The sequence below is a fragment of the Streptomyces sp. CB01249 genome, assembly GCF_001905735.1.
Lineage (GTDB): Bacteria > Actinomycetota > Actinomycetes > Streptomycetales > Streptomycetaceae > Streptomyces.
In genome coordinates this window covers 259454-274483 of sequence record NZ_LISW01000005.1, presented here as the reverse complement: position 1 = coordinate 274483, position 15030 = coordinate 259454, and the positions used below count along the sequence as shown (strand labels likewise).

15 protein-coding genes are annotated in these 15030 nt (G+C 73.0%); 8 read left to right on the top strand and 7 right to left on the bottom strand.

Annotated elements, in window-relative coordinates:
- Positions 1-56: 56 nt before the first annotated feature.
- The 3 genes from AMK18_RS23920 to AMK18_RS23910 all read right to left on the bottom strand — a co-directional run bounded on the left by AMK18_RS23920 (position 57) and on the right by AMK18_RS23910 (position 2988).
- Positions 57-503: an SPW repeat protein gene (locus AMK18_RS23920; RefSeq protein ID WP_198957071.1), complete on the bottom strand. Its 447-nt coding sequence runs from the start codon at positions 501-503 to the stop codon at positions 57-59.
- Positions 504-685: 182 nt separating this feature from the next.
- Positions 686-1333 (bottom strand): fasciclin domain-containing protein, encoded by a 648-nt coding sequence (locus AMK18_RS23915; protein ID WP_073864438.1) that lies wholly within the window; start codon positions 1331-1333, stop codon positions 686-688.
- 110 nt (positions 1334-1443) lie between these two features.
- Complete coding sequence (locus tag AMK18_RS23910) at positions 1444-2988, bottom strand: molybdopterin-dependent oxidoreductase (protein ID WP_026171603.1); 1545 nt, start codon at positions 2986-2988, stop codon at positions 1444-1446.
- A 228-nt stretch (positions 2989-3216) separates the two neighbouring features.
- Between AMK18_RS23910 and AMK18_RS23905 the strand changes: the two genes are divergently transcribed.
- Genes AMK18_RS23905 through AMK18_RS23885 form a run of 5 tightly spaced genes read left to right on the top strand, consistent with a single transcriptional unit; the run spans position 3217 to position 8618 of the window.
- Positions 3217-4491, top strand: a complete 1275-nt coding sequence (locus AMK18_RS23905) for an NAD(P)/FAD-dependent oxidoreductase (protein WP_073864437.1) — start codon at positions 3217-3219, stop codon at positions 4489-4491.
- Complete coding sequence (locus AMK18_RS23900; protein WP_079199336.1) at positions 4488-5210, top strand: DUF1365 domain-containing protein; 723 nt, start codon at positions 4488-4490, stop codon at positions 5208-5210. The genes AMK18_RS23905 and AMK18_RS23900 overlap by 4 nt, the downstream gene beginning before the upstream one ends.
- The gene (locus AMK18_RS23895) at positions 5207-6490 is read left to right on the top strand and encodes an SAM-dependent methyltransferase (protein ID WP_073864436.1); all 1284 of its coding nucleotides are present in this window, start codon (positions 5207-5209) and stop codon (positions 6488-6490) included. Before AMK18_RS23900 ends, AMK18_RS23895 begins: the two co-directional genes overlap by 4 nt.
- Complete coding sequence (locus AMK18_RS23890) at positions 6487-7818, top strand: SAM-dependent methyltransferase (RefSeq protein WP_073864435.1); 1332 nt, start codon at positions 6487-6489, stop codon at positions 7816-7818. Before AMK18_RS23895 ends, AMK18_RS23890 begins: the two co-directional genes overlap by 4 nt.
- Complete coding sequence (locus AMK18_RS23885; protein WP_018103765.1) at positions 7815-8618, top strand: DUF1295 domain-containing protein; 804 nt, start codon at positions 7815-7817, stop codon at positions 8616-8618. Before AMK18_RS23890 ends, AMK18_RS23885 begins: the two co-directional genes overlap by 4 nt.
- A gap of 48 nt (positions 8619-8666) precedes the next feature.
- Here AMK18_RS23885 and AMK18_RS23880 read toward each other — a convergent pair whose 3' ends face one another.
- A complete protein-coding gene (locus tag AMK18_RS23880) occupies positions 8667-9428 on the bottom strand; it encodes an anti-sigma factor (RefSeq protein WP_073864434.1) in 762 nt (253 codons plus the stop codon).
- Positions 9425-10009 (bottom strand): sigma-70 family RNA polymerase sigma factor, encoded by a 585-nt coding sequence (locus AMK18_RS23875; RefSeq protein ID WP_026171604.1) that lies wholly within the window; start codon positions 10007-10009, stop codon positions 9425-9427. Before AMK18_RS23875 ends, AMK18_RS23880 begins: the two co-directional genes overlap by 4 nt.
- Positions 10010-10228: 219 nt before the next feature.
- Here AMK18_RS23875 and AMK18_RS23870 point away from each other — a divergent pair, with 219 nt between their 5' ends.
- From AMK18_RS23870 to AMK18_RS23860, 3 genes are all read left to right on the top strand, one after another.
- Positions 10229-10864 carry a PadR family transcriptional regulator gene (locus AMK18_RS23870; protein ID WP_073864433.1) on the top strand — a complete coding sequence of 212 codons (636 nt, stop codon included), beginning with the start codon at positions 10229-10231 and terminating at the stop codon, positions 10862-10864.
- Positions 10865-11057: 193 nt separating this feature from the next.
- Positions 11058-12068, top strand: a complete 1011-nt coding sequence (locus AMK18_RS23865) for an ABC transporter ATP-binding protein (protein WP_073864432.1) — start codon at positions 11058-11060, stop codon at positions 12066-12068.
- Complete coding sequence (locus AMK18_RS23860; protein WP_073864431.1) at positions 12065-12844, top strand: ABC transporter permease; 780 nt, start codon at positions 12065-12067, stop codon at positions 12842-12844. The genes AMK18_RS23865 and AMK18_RS23860 overlap by 4 nt, the downstream gene beginning before the upstream one ends.
- Positions 12845-12899: 55 nt before the next feature.
- Here AMK18_RS23860 and AMK18_RS23855 read toward each other — a convergent pair whose 3' ends face one another.
- Complete coding sequence (locus tag AMK18_RS23855; protein WP_073864430.1) at positions 12900-13742, bottom strand: siderophore-interacting protein; 843 nt, start codon at positions 13740-13742, stop codon at positions 12900-12902.
- Between the two features lie 80 nt (positions 13743-13822).
- A complete protein-coding gene (locus AMK18_RS23850; RefSeq protein ID WP_018103772.1) occupies positions 13823-14731 on the bottom strand; it encodes a 5'-3' exonuclease in 909 nt (302 codons plus the stop codon).
- Between the last annotated feature and the right edge of the window lie 299 nt (positions 14732-15030).

Below are 15030 nucleotides of genomic sequence, written 5' to 3'. Positions count from 1 at the left end.
CCTGTCGGGTCCGGTCGGCTTTCGTACAGGCTTCCCTTCCTCCGGGGGAGGGCCGGCTAGGACCGGCCGCCTCGGCTCATTTTCATCGACGCGCCCGCGCAGACCAGTCCGAGCAGGGCGGTCAGTCCGCCGATGATGACGTTGTTGAGGATGACGCCGGTGTCCGGGCTGCTGCCCACCACCCAGGGCGAGATGATCATCCACGCCCCCATGGCGCAGATGGCCCAGCTCAGGCCGTACATCCGCTGCGGCATCGCCGTGAACCCGAGGCCGAGCACGGCGATCGCGATGCCCATGACCAGGTTGTGCGTCACCAGGGCGGACTGCGAGGTGGTGAAGTGCAGCACCCACGGGGAGACGGCGCAGTAGAGACCGACCAGGAAGACCGGCGCGTCCACGAGCGCCACGTCGCGGCCGCCCATCACACGGGCGTAGCGGTCGCTCATTTCCGATACATCGGGGTGTCCGGCCATGTCGTGGCCGACGTGCGAGACGTTTGACATGAGTTTCGTCCCCTTCGGATCATGCGGACCCGGTCACCGCCACACGCGGGAAGTGGCCCGCACTGTCCATTCTGCTCTTATCCGTCGCTTATGTGTAGGTTCAAGGCGACGGGATTCCGCAGGATCCGCACCGGCCCGCCCGGGGCCCGCGGTGGGCCGGTGGCCCACCGCGGGGGATGTGATCAGGCGGCGGGCGGCATCAGGACCGTGTCCACGATGTAGACCGTGGCGTTGGCCGTGGGGACGTTGCCGCAGACGACCTTCGACGAGTCGTTCACGGTGTACGTCATGTCCGAGCCCGAGGTCGTCAGCTCGCCCTTCTCCAGCGTCTCGAAGGAGCCCTTCTCCAGCTGCTGCGGCGTCAGCTTCTGGCCCACCACGTGGTACGTGAGGACCTTGGTGAGCGCGGCCTTGTCGGCGAGGAGCTTGTCGAGGTCGGCCTTCGGGACCTTGGCGAAGGCGTCGTTGGTCGGGGCGAACACGGTGATGTTCTGGGCGTTGTTCAGGGTGTCGACCAGACCGGCCTTCTTGACCGCGGTGACCAGGGTGGACAGGGCCGGGTTGTGCGAGGCCGCCGTGGCCACCGGGTCCTTCGCCATGCCGTTGAAGGAGCCCGCGCCGCTCTTCGGGACCGAGGCGCAGGCCGGGCCGAAGGGCTTGTCCGGGTCCATGGACTTCTCGGCGGACGGCGAGGCGGGCGCCTTCGCGGAGCTGGCGCTCGATCCGGACGCGCTGTCCTTGGAGTCGCTGGAGCAGGCCGTCAGGGCCAGCGGCAGGATCGCCGCCGCGGTGAGGGCGAGGGCGGCGCGGCGGGCGTGGATGACCTTCATGGTGTTCTCCTGTTGAGTAACCGATTGATTGCGTACGGTAGTTGACTGGGGGTGCGCGAAGCCCGGGCGGACCTGCGCACGGCGTGGGGGAGGCGGCGGGCCCGCGGGGATCAGGTCACGTCGACCACCACCGAGTGCCGGCCCGTCGCGCCGTCCGGCACGGTGCCGGCGCGCCGGGCGGTCTGGACGGCGCCGGTCCCGTCGGTCGCGCGGACCTCCAGGGTGTGGCTGCCCGGGGTGGCCGGCCACTCCCACACCCACTGGCGCCAGATGTCCCGGCCGGCCGGTGCCGCGAGCCGCGCCGGGTGCCAGGGGCCCTCGTCCACCCGTACCTCGACCCGGGTGATCCCGCGGTGCTGGGCCCAGGCGACCCCGGCGACCGCCACCGTGCCCGCCTTCGGGGACGCGAAGGGGCGCGGGGTGTCGATGCGGGCCTGGGTCTTGATGGGCGCCCGCCGGGACCAGGACCGCTTCACCCAGTACGCGTCGTACGCGTCGAAGGTGGTCAGCTCGATGTCCTTGATCCACTTGCAGGCCGACACATATCCGTACAGGCCGGGGACGACCATCCGGACCGGGAAGCCGTGCTCGAAGGGCAGCGGCTCCCCGTTCATGCCGAAGGCGAGCAGGGCGTCGCGGCCGTCCATGACGTCCTCGACCGGGGTGCCGATCGTCATGCCGTCCACCGAACGCGCCACGAGCTGGTCGGCCCGGCCGCCCTCGGACGGGGGCCGCACCCCCGCCTCGCGCAGCAGGTCGGCCAGGCGCACGCCGAGCCACCGGGCGTTGCCGACGTACGGCCCGCCCACCTCGTTCGAGACGCAGGTCAGCGTGATGTCGCGCTCCACGGCCTTCCGTCGCAGCAGGTCCTGGAAGCCGAGCGTCACCGGACGGGTCACGCCCTTGCCGTGGATCCGCAGCCGCCACTCCCCGGCGTCCACCCTCGGCACGACCAGGGCCGTGTCGACGCGGTAGAAGTCCTTGTTGGGCGTGACGAACGGGCTCAGCCCCCGGACCTCCAGCTCCGCACCGGCCGGTACGGCGGGGGCGGGCGAGGCGGGCGCGGGGAGCTTCAGATCGCGCCGGGACGCCTCCGCCCCGGCCTGCACGGCCGAGGTGAGACGCCGCCCCAGCAGCCCCGCCCCGGCGGAGGCCACCGCCGCGACACCCGCCGCGACGACGAATCCGCGCCGGTCGAAGCCCCCGGTGGCCCGCTCCCCGGCGGGCCGGGGCGCGACCAGCCGCCCGGACAGCAGATACAGCACCCCGGCACCCGCCAGCGCGCCCACCACCGACGGCAGCGCGTCCGACACCCGGCCCTCCGGACGCCCGACCGCCGCCGTCGCCCCGACCGCGCCGAAGACCAGCACGGCCGCCGACCCGGCGATCCGGTGGCGGAGCGTCAGCAGCCCGACCGCCACCGCGAACAGCGCCAGGATCGCCAGGATCCCGAGCTCCAGGACCAGCTTGTCGTTGGTCCCGAAGTTCCGTACGGCGAAGTCCTTCAGCGCCGGGGGAGTGCGGTCGATCACCGCACCGCCCACCGCCGCCACCGGACCCGCCTCAGGCCGCACGACCGCCGCCGCCAGCTCGGCGACGGCCAGGGAGGCGAACCCGGCGATCACGCCGCCGAGCGCGGCACAGGCCGCACGCAGCGCTCGGGACCGCCGGGGCTCGGCTGCCCCGGTCTCCGGATCGTTCCGCTCTTCACTCACGACGGGGATTCGGCGCCGGGCTGCGAGCGGATTGGTCTGTCACCCGATCGGATGAACGACGGGTTCCGCCAATCCGCCGGACGGCCCGCAACGAATCACTTCCAAAGAGGCATCCGCCGCGCCTCCGCCTCCGGGGGAGGGCGTCGGGGCCGGTCCGGAAGGAGCGCAATGAGCGACAGGCGGCGACGCACGGCCGTCGTGGGCAGCGGGGTGGCGGGGCTCACGGCCGCGCACATCCTGCGAAGGGCCCATGACGTGACGCTGTTCGAGGCGGACGACCGGGTGGGCGGCCACGCGCACACCCACGACCTGCCCGGGGCCGACGGCCGCGTCCACCACGTCGACTCCGGCTTCATCGTGCACAACCGGCGCACCTACCCGCACCTGCTCCGGCTCTTCGCCGAACTCGGCGTGCCCACGCAGGAGTCCGAGATGAGCATGTCCGTCCGGTGCGAGGGATGCGGCCTGGAATACGCGGGGGCACGCGGCCCGGCCGGTCTCCTCGCCCGTCCGGCGTCCTTCCGCGATCCCGCCTATCCCCGGATGCTCGCCGCCGTCCCCCGCTTCCACCGGCTGGCCCGGCGGCTGCTGCGGGACGGCGGACCCGACGCGGAGACGCTGACCCTCGGCGAGTTCGCCGCGCGCGGGCGCTTCTCGCCGTACTTCACCGCCCACTTCCTGACGCCCGTGGTGGCGGCGGTCTGGTCCTGCGACCCGGGGACCGCGATGCGCTACCCCGCGCGCTACCTGTTCCGCTTCCTCGACCACCACGGCATGCTCGCGATCGGCGGCTCCCCGGTCTGGCGGACCGTCACCGGGGGCTCGCGCACCTACGTGGAGCGCGTGACCAAGCAGCTCTCCGCCGTCCGCACCGCCACCCCGGTCCGCAGCGTCCGGCGGCACGCGGACGGCGTCGAAATCACCACGGACGACGGCACCACCGAGCCCTTCGACCACGTCGTCGTCGCCACCCACCCCGACCAGGCCCTCCGCCTCCTCGCCGACCCCACCGACGACGAGACCCGCACCCTGGGCGCCTTCCGCTACTCCCGCAACGCCACCCTGCTGCACACCGACACCCGGCTGCTGCCCACGGCGCCCGGCGCCCGCGCCTCCTGGAACTACCTGATGCCGGACTGCGCCGCCGACGCCTCCCACGTCACCGTGAGCTACGACATGAACCGGCTCCAGCGGCTCGACGCCCCCGAGACCTACGTCGTCACGCTGAACGGCGCCGACCGCGTCGCTCCCGGCCTCGTCCGGGCCCGCATGCTCTACGAACACCCCGTCTACACCCCGGAGTCCGTGGCCGCCCAGGCCCGGCTGCCCGCCCTGTCCGGGCCGGTCACCGCCTACGCGGGCGCCTACCACGGCTGGGGATTCCACGAGGACGGCTGCCGCTCCGGTGCCGAGGCCGCGGCCGCGCTGGGGGTGGACTGGTGAACGCCCTCTACCCGTGCACGATCACCCACATACGGACCGCGCCCACCCGGTACGGCTTCCAGCACCGCACCTACCTGTGGCTGACGGACCCCGACGGGCCGCCGCCGCTCCCGCGCGCCCTGCGCTTCCTCGCCCGCTTCGACGCCCGCGACCACTTCGGCGGCACCGCCCCGACCATCCGGGCCGGGCTCGCCCGCTTCCTGGCCGCGCGCGGCGTCGACCTCGCCGACGGCACCGTCCTCATGCTGACCCAGGCCCGGGTCCTCGGCTACGTCTTCAACCCGCTCACCGTCTACTGGTGCCGGCGCGCCGACGGCACCCCGCTGTGCACGGTCGCCGAGGTGCACAACACGTACGGCGAACGCCACTGCTACCTGCTGCGCCCCGACGACCGGGGGCGGTCGGTCACCAGCAAGGAGTTCTACGTATCGCCGTTCTTCGGCACCGACGGCGCGTACTGGATGCGGCTGCCGGAACCGGGCCCGCAGCTGCGGCTGACGGTCCACCTGGAACGCTCCGGCACCCGCCCGTTCACCGCGACCGTCCGGGGGGAGCGACGCCCGGCGACCGCCCGCGTCCTGCTCGGCCTGGCCGTGCGCCACCCCTGGTCCACGGCCGTCGTCTCCGCCGCCATCCGCCTGCACGGCATACGCCTCTACCTGCGCGGGCTGCCCGTCCGGCCCCGCCCCCACCACCGCACCCAGGAGGGCATGCGATGACCGCCTCCACGTTCCGTACCCCGTCCGTGCCCGCCCCCGCCGCGCGCGTGGGCATCGACCCGGCACGCTGGCCGGACGTCGTGGCCCTGCCCCGCGCCTCCCGGCTCCGGACGGCCGTCGCCGAGCGGATCGTCCGCCGCGCCCTGGCCCGGCTGCCGCTGCGGGTGCGCCTCGACGGGCGGGAGGACATCGGGCTCGGCGGGCCGCTGATGGACGTCCACGACCCGGACGCCTTCTTCCGCAGGATCGGCGCGGCCGGGCTCATCGGCTTCGGCGAGTCGTACATGGCTCGGGAGTGGGACGCGCCCGACCCCGTCGGCGTCCTGACCGTCCTGGCCGGGCAGGTCGCCACCCTGGTCCCGCAGCCCCTGCAACGGCTGCGCGGACTGTGGGCGCGCCGCCACCCCGAGGCGCAGACCGGCACCCGTGAAGGGGCCCGGACCAACATCAGCCACCACTACGACCTGTCCAACGACCTGTTCGCGCTCTTCCTGGACGAGACGCTCAGCTATTCGTCGGCACTGTTCCGCGGCTTCCCCGCCGAACCGGCCCTGCTCCCCGCCGCGCAGCACCGCAAGATCGACCGGCTGCTCGACCTGGCCGCCGTCGGCCCCGGCACCCGGCTCCTGGAGATCGGCACCGGCTGGGGCGAACTCGCGCTCCGTGCCGCCGAGCGCGGCGCCCACGTCGTCTCCGTCACCCTCTCCCGGGAACAGCGCGATCTGGCCCTCCGGCGGATCGCGGCGGCGGGCCACGCGGACCGGGTCGACGTCCGGCTGTGCGACTACCGGGAGATCGAGGGGACGTACGACGCGATCGTCAGCGTCGAGATGATCGAGGCGGTCGGCGCGGAGTTCTGGCCCGTCTACTTCCGCACCCTGGACCGGCTGCTCGCCCCCGGCGGCCGGATCGCGCTCCAGGCCATCACCATGCCCGACGACCGCATGCGGGCCGGCCGGTCCACCTTCACCTGGATCCAGAAGTACATCTTCCCGGGCGGCCAGCTCCCGTCCACCGAGGCCATCGACCGGGTCACGGCCGCCCACACCGGACTGCGCGTGGAGCGCTCCGACGGCTTCGGCACGCACTACGCCGAAACGCTCAGGCTGTGGCGCGAACGCTTCGCCGCAGAGGCGGAGGCCGTCGACGCGCTGGGCTTCGACGCGACCTTCCGCCGCATGTGGACCCTCTACCTCGCCTACTCCGAAGCGGGCTTCCGCTCCGGCTACCTCGATGTGCGGCAGCTGCTGCTGACCCGTCAGGAACAGGAAACGGCATGACACTCACCGACAAGCGCCCCGCCCACGGGGCCGCCCAGCGCATCGAGCCCCTGGCCGAGCAGTTCCTCGGCGGCCGGCTCCCGGTCAGGGTGCGCATGTGGGACGGCAGCGAGACCGGCGCCGCCGACGGCCCCCTGATCCACGTCCGGACCCGCCGCGCCCTGCGCCGCCTCCTGTGGGAACCGGGCGAACTCGGCCTCGCGGAGGCGTACATCACAGGGGACATCGACATCGAGGGCGACCTCGCCGAGGGACTGCGGGCCGTGCACCGCGCCGTACGCGAACGCGGACTCGCCGCACCCCGGCCGAGCCTCGGCGACCGGCTGCGCGCCGCCGGCACCGCCGTGCGCCTCGGCGCGGCCGGGCTCCGGCCGCCCGTGCCCGCCGCCCGGGCCACCGGACTCGACGGCGCCCTGCACAGCAAGGCCCGCGACCGGGCCGCGATCAGCCACCACTACGACCTCTCCAACGCCTTCTACGCCCTCCTCCTGGACGAGACCATGGCGTACTCCTGCGGCTACTGGACCAGCGAGGAGCCCGGCTACGGCGCGGCCGACGCGCAGCGCGACAAGCTGGAGCTGATCTGCGGCAAGCTCGGGCTGCGCCCCGGTGCGCGGCTGCTGGACATCGGCTGCGGCTGGGGTTCGCTGACGCTGTACGCGGCCGAGCGTCACGGCGTCCGCGTCACCGCCGTCACCCTCGCCGCCGAACAGGCCGCCCATGTGCGCCGACAGGTCTCCGAGCGCGGCCTGGACGACCTGGTCGAGGTGCGCTGCCGCGACTACCGCGACATCGCGGACGCCCCGGACCACGAGGGCGGCTACGACGCGGTGTCCACCATCGAGATGGGCGAGCACGTCGGGGACGCCCAGTACCCGGCTTTCGCGGCGACCCTGCACGGCATGGTCCGCCCGCGCGGCCGGGTGCTCGTCCAGCAGATGTCGCGCGGGCGGGAGGCGCCGGGCGGCGGCGCGTTCATCGAGGCGTACATCGCGCCCGACATGCACATGCGCCCGGTCGGCGAGACCGTCGCCCTGCTGGAGGGCGCCGGTCTCGAGGTGCGCGACGTCCATGGGCTGCGGGAGCACTACGTCCGAACCGTCGACGCCTGGCGCCGGACCCTGGAGGAGAACGAGGCGCGGTTCACGGACCTGGTCGGCGAGGAGACCGTACGGGTGTGGCGGCTGTACCTGGCCGGCGGCGCCCTCGCCTTCGCGGAGCGGCGGATGGGCGTGGACCAGATCCTCGCCGTACGGCCCGGTGGTGACGGGGAGTCGGGGATGCCGGCCACCCGCGAGGCGCTGCGCACCGTCGGGGACGCGTCGTGAGCGGCTTCGCCTGGGAGGCGTTCGCGCGGGGCCTCGCGCCCTGCGCGGGCGCCGCGCTGGTCGTCCTGCTCGTCGCGTTCGCCGCCGGGGTCCGCAAGGGCATGCACCGGGGCGTGGACGTCGCCTGGGGTCTCGGCTTCGCCGCCGTCGCCCTCGTCTCGTACGGCCTGTCGGCGGGGGAGGGGGACGCCACGCGCCGCCTCCTCGTCACGGTGCTCACCACGGTCTGGGGGGTGCGCCTGGCGTGGCACATCGCCCGGCGCGGACGGGGGCACGGCGAGGACCCGCGCTACGCGAAGATGCTCGCGAAGGCGCCCGGCAACCCGGACCTCTACGCCCTGCGGAAGGTGTACCTCCTCCAGGGCGCCCTGGTCTGGCTGATCTCGCTCCCCGTGCAGGCGGCCGGCTGTCTCACCGGGCCGGTGAACGCCCTGGCCTGGGCCGGGGCCGCGCTCTGGGCGCTCGGCATGTTCTTCGAGGCGGTGGGCGACCACCAGCTGGCCCGGTTCAAGGCCGACCCGGACAACCGGGGCGCGATCATGGACCGGGGGCTCTGGTCCTGGACCCGGCACCCCAACTACTTCGGGGACTTCTGCGTCTGGTGGGGCCTGTTCCTGATTGTCTGCCAGGCTCCGGCCGCCGCCGCTGCCACGCTGGTGGCGCCCGCCCTGATGACGTATCTGCTCATCGGCGGCAGCGGCAAGGCCCTCCTGGAACGGCACATGGCCGACCGCCCCGGCTTCGCCGCGTACGCCGCGCGCACCAGCGGCTTCTTCCCGCGCCCGCCGCGCCGGGGCTGAACGCACGCGCGGACCGTGCGCCCGGGGGACCGCCCCCGGGCGCACGCCTCACGCCGGGAACTCCATCAGCGCCACCGGGTCCGAGGTCGGCCGCGCCGAACCGCCCGCCGGTTCCACGGTGATGCCCATGCCCGTCGCCCCGTCCACCGGGCCGTCGAGCAGCGTCGTGTACGTGGTCGAGGACGGGCCCGAGGCGCGCATCAGGCCCGCCGAACGCATCGTGCCGCCGTCGTCGAACCACAGCTGGTAGACCTTGCCGCTGGGCGCCTCGGCCAGCCCGGTGGCCAGGAACACCGCCCGGTCCTCGCTGCGGGAGACCACCACCGTGCCCTGCGCCCCGTCGTCCAGCTTGCCGGACGAGGTCTTCGCGTCGGGCGCGGCGAGGACCCGGGCCACCTGCTCGGCCCGGAGCCCGGCCGCGTCCGCCCGCTGCCGGGCGTCCCGGGCCTCCTGGTGCTGCCACACGGCGATCCCGCCGAAGCCCACCGCCGCGGCGAGGCACGCGGCCAGGGCGAACCGGGACCACCGGGCCGCCCCGCCCCGCCGGTCCGGCGAGCGCCCGCGGCGGGGGAGGGCGGGCGGCTCCTGGCGTACGGTCGTGATCTCCCGGAGCACCCGCTCCCGCAGCTCGCGGGGGGCCGGGGCGGCGACGGCGAGACCGAGGCGGGTCGCGGTCTCGGAGAGCTCGCGCACCTCGGTGGAGCAGGCCTCGCAGTCGCCCAGGTGCCGTTCGAAGTCCCGGCGTTCGGTGTCCGGCAGGGCGTGCAGGGCGTAGGCGCCCGTCAGTGTGTGGAGTCCGGCGTCGGTCATGAGGTCACCCCGAGGCAGTCGCGCATCCGGATCAGCCCGTCGCGCAGTCGAGTCTTGATCGTGCCGAGCGGTACCGCGAGCAGTTCGGCCACCTCGCGATAGGTCAGCCCCCGGTAGTACGCCAGGGTGACGGACTCGCGCTGGATCTCGGACAGCGTCCGCATGCAGCGGCGCACCTGCTCGCGTTCCAGCCGGGTCTCGACCTGTTCGGTGACCTCGTCGAAGGCGGGCGTGCGGTCGAGCAGGGCGGCCTTGTGCTCGCGGGCGGCCGACGCCTGCGCGGAGCGGACCCGGTCGACGGCACGGCGGTGGGCGAGGGTCAGCACCCAGTTCATGGCGCTGCCCCGGGCCGCCTGGAAGCGGGACGCGGTGCGCCACACCTCCACCAGGACCTCCTGGGCGACCTCCTCCGACTGGGCGGGATCGCGCAGCACATTGCGGACGAGCCCGAGCACCGGGCCGCTCACCGCGTCGTAGACCTGGGCGAACGCGTCCTGGTCGCCCCGGGCGACCTGCCCCATCAGCTCCTGGAGATCGGGCCCCGCCGAGGCCATTCCGCTGATGTACACGGCTTCTTTCACGCGGGGTTCCCTTCGGTGGTCATCGCTCTCCGGGGGTGATTCGGAGCCGGTGCCCTGGCGGATTGGCCGGAATCCGGGGATCCTTCCACGACTTCCCGGCGGCCCGCTCGGAAACGGCTCCAAGAATCGCGATACATCGCGGTTGACGCGTCGTCGGAAATCGAGCTATGTTCGGCCACGAGTATTCGTGAACGAGGAAATCTACGGAGGTGGGCGGCGGTGGCCAAGCGGCGCAAGCTCAGCAATCCGCTGGCGCTCACGGTGATGGTGCTGCTCGCCGAGCGGTCCATGCATCCGTACGAGATCGCCCAGACCCTCCGCAGGCGCGGCAAGCAGCACAGCGTGAAGATCAACTTCGGTTCGCTGTACACCGTCGTCCAGAACCTCGAGAAGCACGGCTACGTCGAGGTGACGGGCGTCCAGCGCCAGGGCAACCGCCCGGAACGCACGCTGTACGGCCTCACCGAGGCCGGGCGCGCCGAGATGCTGCACTGGCTGTCCGACCTGATCGCGGTGCCGGCCGAGGAGTACCCGGTCTTCGAAACGGCACTGGCCCTGCTTCCCGCGCTGCCCCCGGAGGAGGTGGGGGAACTCCTCGCGGACCGCGAGCAGGCGCAGATCGTGCGGGCTGCCGCGCTGCGCGGGGTCCTCGCCCAGCTCGGGGGCTCGCTGCCCCGCGTCTTCGTCGTGGAGACGGAGTACCAGCTCCACATGCTGGAGGCGGAGCTGGAGTGGATCGCCGCGTTCCGCCAGGAGATCGGCGAGGCCACCATCAGCGGTATCGAGGAGTGGAGGTCGTTCCACGAGACCGGCGAGGTCCCGCAGGACTGGCAGGACCTCGACGACCGGGAGTAAAGACGAAAAAAGACCCCGGCGGGACTGTTGCAGCAGTCCGCGCCGGGGTCTCGAACCCCAAAGCCGGACCACCGTGGAGGCGGCCCGGGCGATCGAGGTGCGGCACACCCAGGATAGCCCGGCACTCCCACGCGGACCGGCCCCACGGCGTCCGGACAACCGGACGCCCGGCCGACCACAGGAGAGCTCCGTCATGAGCACCCGTGCGCCCGCTGTCGAGGCGCGACAACTCGTCAAGACCTATCCGGGAGGGGTCACCGCACTGCGCGGCATGGACCTCACCGTCACCGCCGGCACCGTCTTCGGGCTCCTCGGGCCCAACGGCGCCGGGAAGTCCACCACCGTCAAGATCCTCACCACCCTCGCCCGCCCCGACTCCGGGACCGCGTCCGTCGCCGGGCACGACGTCCTCGCCCACCCGGACCGGGTGCGCCGCGCGATCGGTGTCGTCGCCCAGAAGTCCGGCGCCGACCCGGTCGCCACCGGCCGCGAGAACCTGCTCCTCCAGGGCCGGCTGTACGGGATGCGCGGGGCCGCCGTGCAGCGCCGCGCCGATGAGCTGCTGGAGCGGTTCGCCCTCGCCGACGCCGGGAAGCGCCTGGTCAAGGGGTACTCGGGCGGCATGCTGCGCCGCCTGGACGTGGCGCTCGGGCTGATGCACCGCCCCGAGGTGCTGTTCCTGGACGAGCCGACGACCGGGCTCGACCCGGAGGCCCGGACGGCGATGTGGGACGAGATCTCCCGGCTGGCCGGTGACGAGGGCCTGACCATCGTCCTCACCACGCATTACCTGGAGGAGGCGGACCGGCTCGCGGAACGCATCGCGATCGTCGACCGCGGCCGGATCGTGGTCGAGGGCACCCCCGACGAGCTCAAGGGCGAGCTGCGCGGCGACGCCGTCCATGTGGAGCTGCGCGCGGACGCCGGTGCCGAGGCCGTCACCGCGCTCGCCGGGCTGCCCGGGGTGCACGAGGCGGTGGCCGAGGGGCGCCGGGTCAGCGTCCGGGCCGAGGACGGCGCGGCCGCCGTACCGGTGCTGCTGGCCGCCCTCGAACGGGCCGGGGCCGCCGTCGCGGCGGCCACCGTCGCCCGGCCCTCGCTGGACGACGTCTATCTGCGGTACGCCGGCCGCCGCTTCCAGGACGCGGAGTCGGAGAGCGCGGCGACCGCCCCCGAACCGGCTCTCGCGGGAGGTGCCCGATGAGCGGTCAGGTCCTCTCCGAAACCTGGTACATGACGCAACGCCAGCTGATGGCGATCCTCCGGCAGCCCGTCTTCCTGGCGATCTCCCTGATCCAGCCGGTGATCTGGCTCTTCCTCTTCGGCAACCTGTTCAAGAAGGTGGTCGAGCTCGGCGGCTTCGGCACCACCTCCTACCTGGACTACCTCGTCCCCGGCATCGTCGTGATGAGCGCCCTCGGGTCGAGCATGTGGGCCGGGATGGGCACCCTGGAGGAGATCGAGCGCGGCACGCTCAACCGCTTCCTCACGACGCCCGTCAGCCGGAACGCCCTGATGAACGCCAACGTCGTGCAGAACGGCATCGCCACCACCGTCCAGTCCGTGGCCATCCTGCTGCTCGGCTGGGCGGCGGGCGCGGGCTATCCGGGCGGCGCGGCCGGACTGCTGATCCTGGTCGCCGCCTCGGTGCTGCTCGGCACGGTCTTCGGGGCGCTCTCGAACGCCGTGGGCATGATCGTGCGGGAGCGGGAGTCGATCATCGGCATCAACACCTTCCTGCTGATGCCGCTCACCTTCCTGTCCACGTCCTTCATGGCGCCCAGTCAGATGCCCGGCTGGATGCGGGACATCGCCGCCTTCAATCCGGTCAACTGGGCCATGGTGGCGGGTCGCTCGGCGCTCGGCCCCGACCCTGACTGGCAACTGGTCCTCACCCGCTGCGGCGGGCTCGTGCTGCTCGCCGCGGCCGCGGTGGCGCTGTCGACCCGTACGTTCCGCTCGTACCAGAAGTCCGTCTGACGAAACAGCTGTGCCCCGGCCCGTCGGACCGGGGCACAGCCATGTCGTACGGAGGTCAGGCCGCGCTCTCCTGCTCGCGCTCGACCTGCTCGTTCCACTCGCGCTTGACGGAGCGCCAGGCCTCGTCGTCGTGGCCGAGGCGCCAGTAGCCGGAGATCGACAGCTGGGAGGCCGGGATCTCGCGCTCCAGGCGCAGGTGGCGGCGGATCTCCTTGACGAAGCCCGCCTCGCCGTGCACGAAGGCCTGGACCCGGCCGGACGGGAACTCCAGCCCCGTCACGGCCTCGGTGAGCGCCGCGCCGACGGGCCGCCCGGCCCGGTGCAGCCAGGTGACCTCCACGCCGTCCGGCGTGGCGATCTTCTGCTCCTCCGCCGCGTCCGCCACCTCGACGTACGCGTGCACCACCGCACCCGCCGGCATCTGCTCCAGCGCGGCGGCGACGGCCGGGAGCGCGCTCTCGTCGCCCACCAGCAGGTGCCAGTCCGCCGAGGTGTCGGGGGCGTAACCGCCGCCGGGGCCCAGGAACGTCACCTGGTCGCCCGGCTTCGCGCCCGCGGCCCAGGGCCCGGCGAGGCCCTCGTCGCCGTGCACCACGAAGTCGATCGCCAGTTCCCGGGCGGCCGGGTCCCAGGAACGCACCGTGTAGGTACGGGTGGTGGGCCACAGCTCGCGGGGGTACTCCTCGCGGATGCGGGCCATGTCGAAGGGGTGGGTGTAGTCCGCGCCCTCGGGGGCGAAGCACAGTTTGACGTAATGGTCGGTGAAGCCCGCGAGCGCGAACTCGGCGAGACCGTCGCCGCCGAGCACCACCCGGATCATGTGCGGGGTGATCTGCTCGGTGCGCAGCACGTGCGCCCCCTGAGCCTTCGGTGCCCGCCGCTCCGGTCGTTCTGCCACGAGGTGTGCTCCCTGCTGCCGGAATTGGATAACCGTCAACCGATGCCGACATCGGCCTTAGGGTTACCTAACTTAACACCTCAGGATTGCAGTGCGGAGTGGAGGCGCTGGAGGGCCCCGCCCAGTCCCCACCGGGTCGCGAGCGCGTCGAGGGCGGCCGGATCGCGCGGCGCGGCGGGCAGCGCCGGGTCGAAGTCCGGCAGCGGTACGTCACCGGCGACCCGCACCACCTTCGGCGCGACGGCCACATAGGCGCGGGCCTCGTCCAGCCGCTTGCGCTGCGAGGGCGTCAGCTTGGCCGCCGGATCGTCCACCGCCGCCATGATCCCGGCCAGGTCGCCGAAGGCGTCCAGCAGCTTCGCCGCCGTCTTCTCGCCGATCCCGGGCACGCCCGGCAGCCCGTCGCTCGGGTCACCGCGCAGCAGCGCCAGGTCCACGTATCCGGCGCCGTCCACCCCGTACTTCTCACGCAGCCACGCCTCGTCCGTCAGCTGGAGGGTGCCGACCCCCTTCAGCGGGTAGAGCACCCGCACCCCGCGGGCGTCGTCCACCAGCTGGTACAGGTCCCGGTCGCCGGTGACGATGTCGACCGGGCCGGCCGCCCGCCCGGTCAGCGTGCCGATCACGTCGTCCGCCTCGTACCCCTCGGCGCCGACCCGGGCGATGCCCAGCGCGTCCAGCACGTCCGCGATGACCGGGACCTGCGGGGCCAGCGTGTCCGGCGTCTCCTCCTCGTCGGGCACGCCCGCCCCGGTCTCGACGGCCACCCGGTGCGCCTTGTACGTCGGGATGAGGTCGACCCGCCACTGCGGCCGCCAGTCCGCGTCCCAGCAGGCGACGAGGTCGTCCGGCCGGTGGTCCTGCACCAGGCGGCCGATGAAGTCCAGCAGCCCGCGCACGGCGTTGACCGGGGTGCCGTCCGGCGCGCGCACCGAGTCGGGCACGCCGAAGTAGGCGCGGAAGTAGAGGGAGGCGGTGTCGAGGAGCATCAGGCGTCGCGTCACACGCCGATGATGCCGCACGGCACCGACAGCGGCCGCCGCGGACGCGGTTCCCGGAAAACCAGGCTGTTTCATGTGATCCAGGTCACTCTTGTGTTTGCTCCGGATAAGCCGGGGCAGGCGCGCCATCGGAGCGGACCACGTCGCATTTTCAACTACTGCGCGTGTCATGCGGACAGAATCCGTGCCGCTCCACGGTCTGCCGGCGGGGGTGGCAGACCGTTCTCGGTTCAACGCGTGAGGTGTATGTGTCCAGGCTGCAAGCCGAGCACTTGTACAAAGTGTTC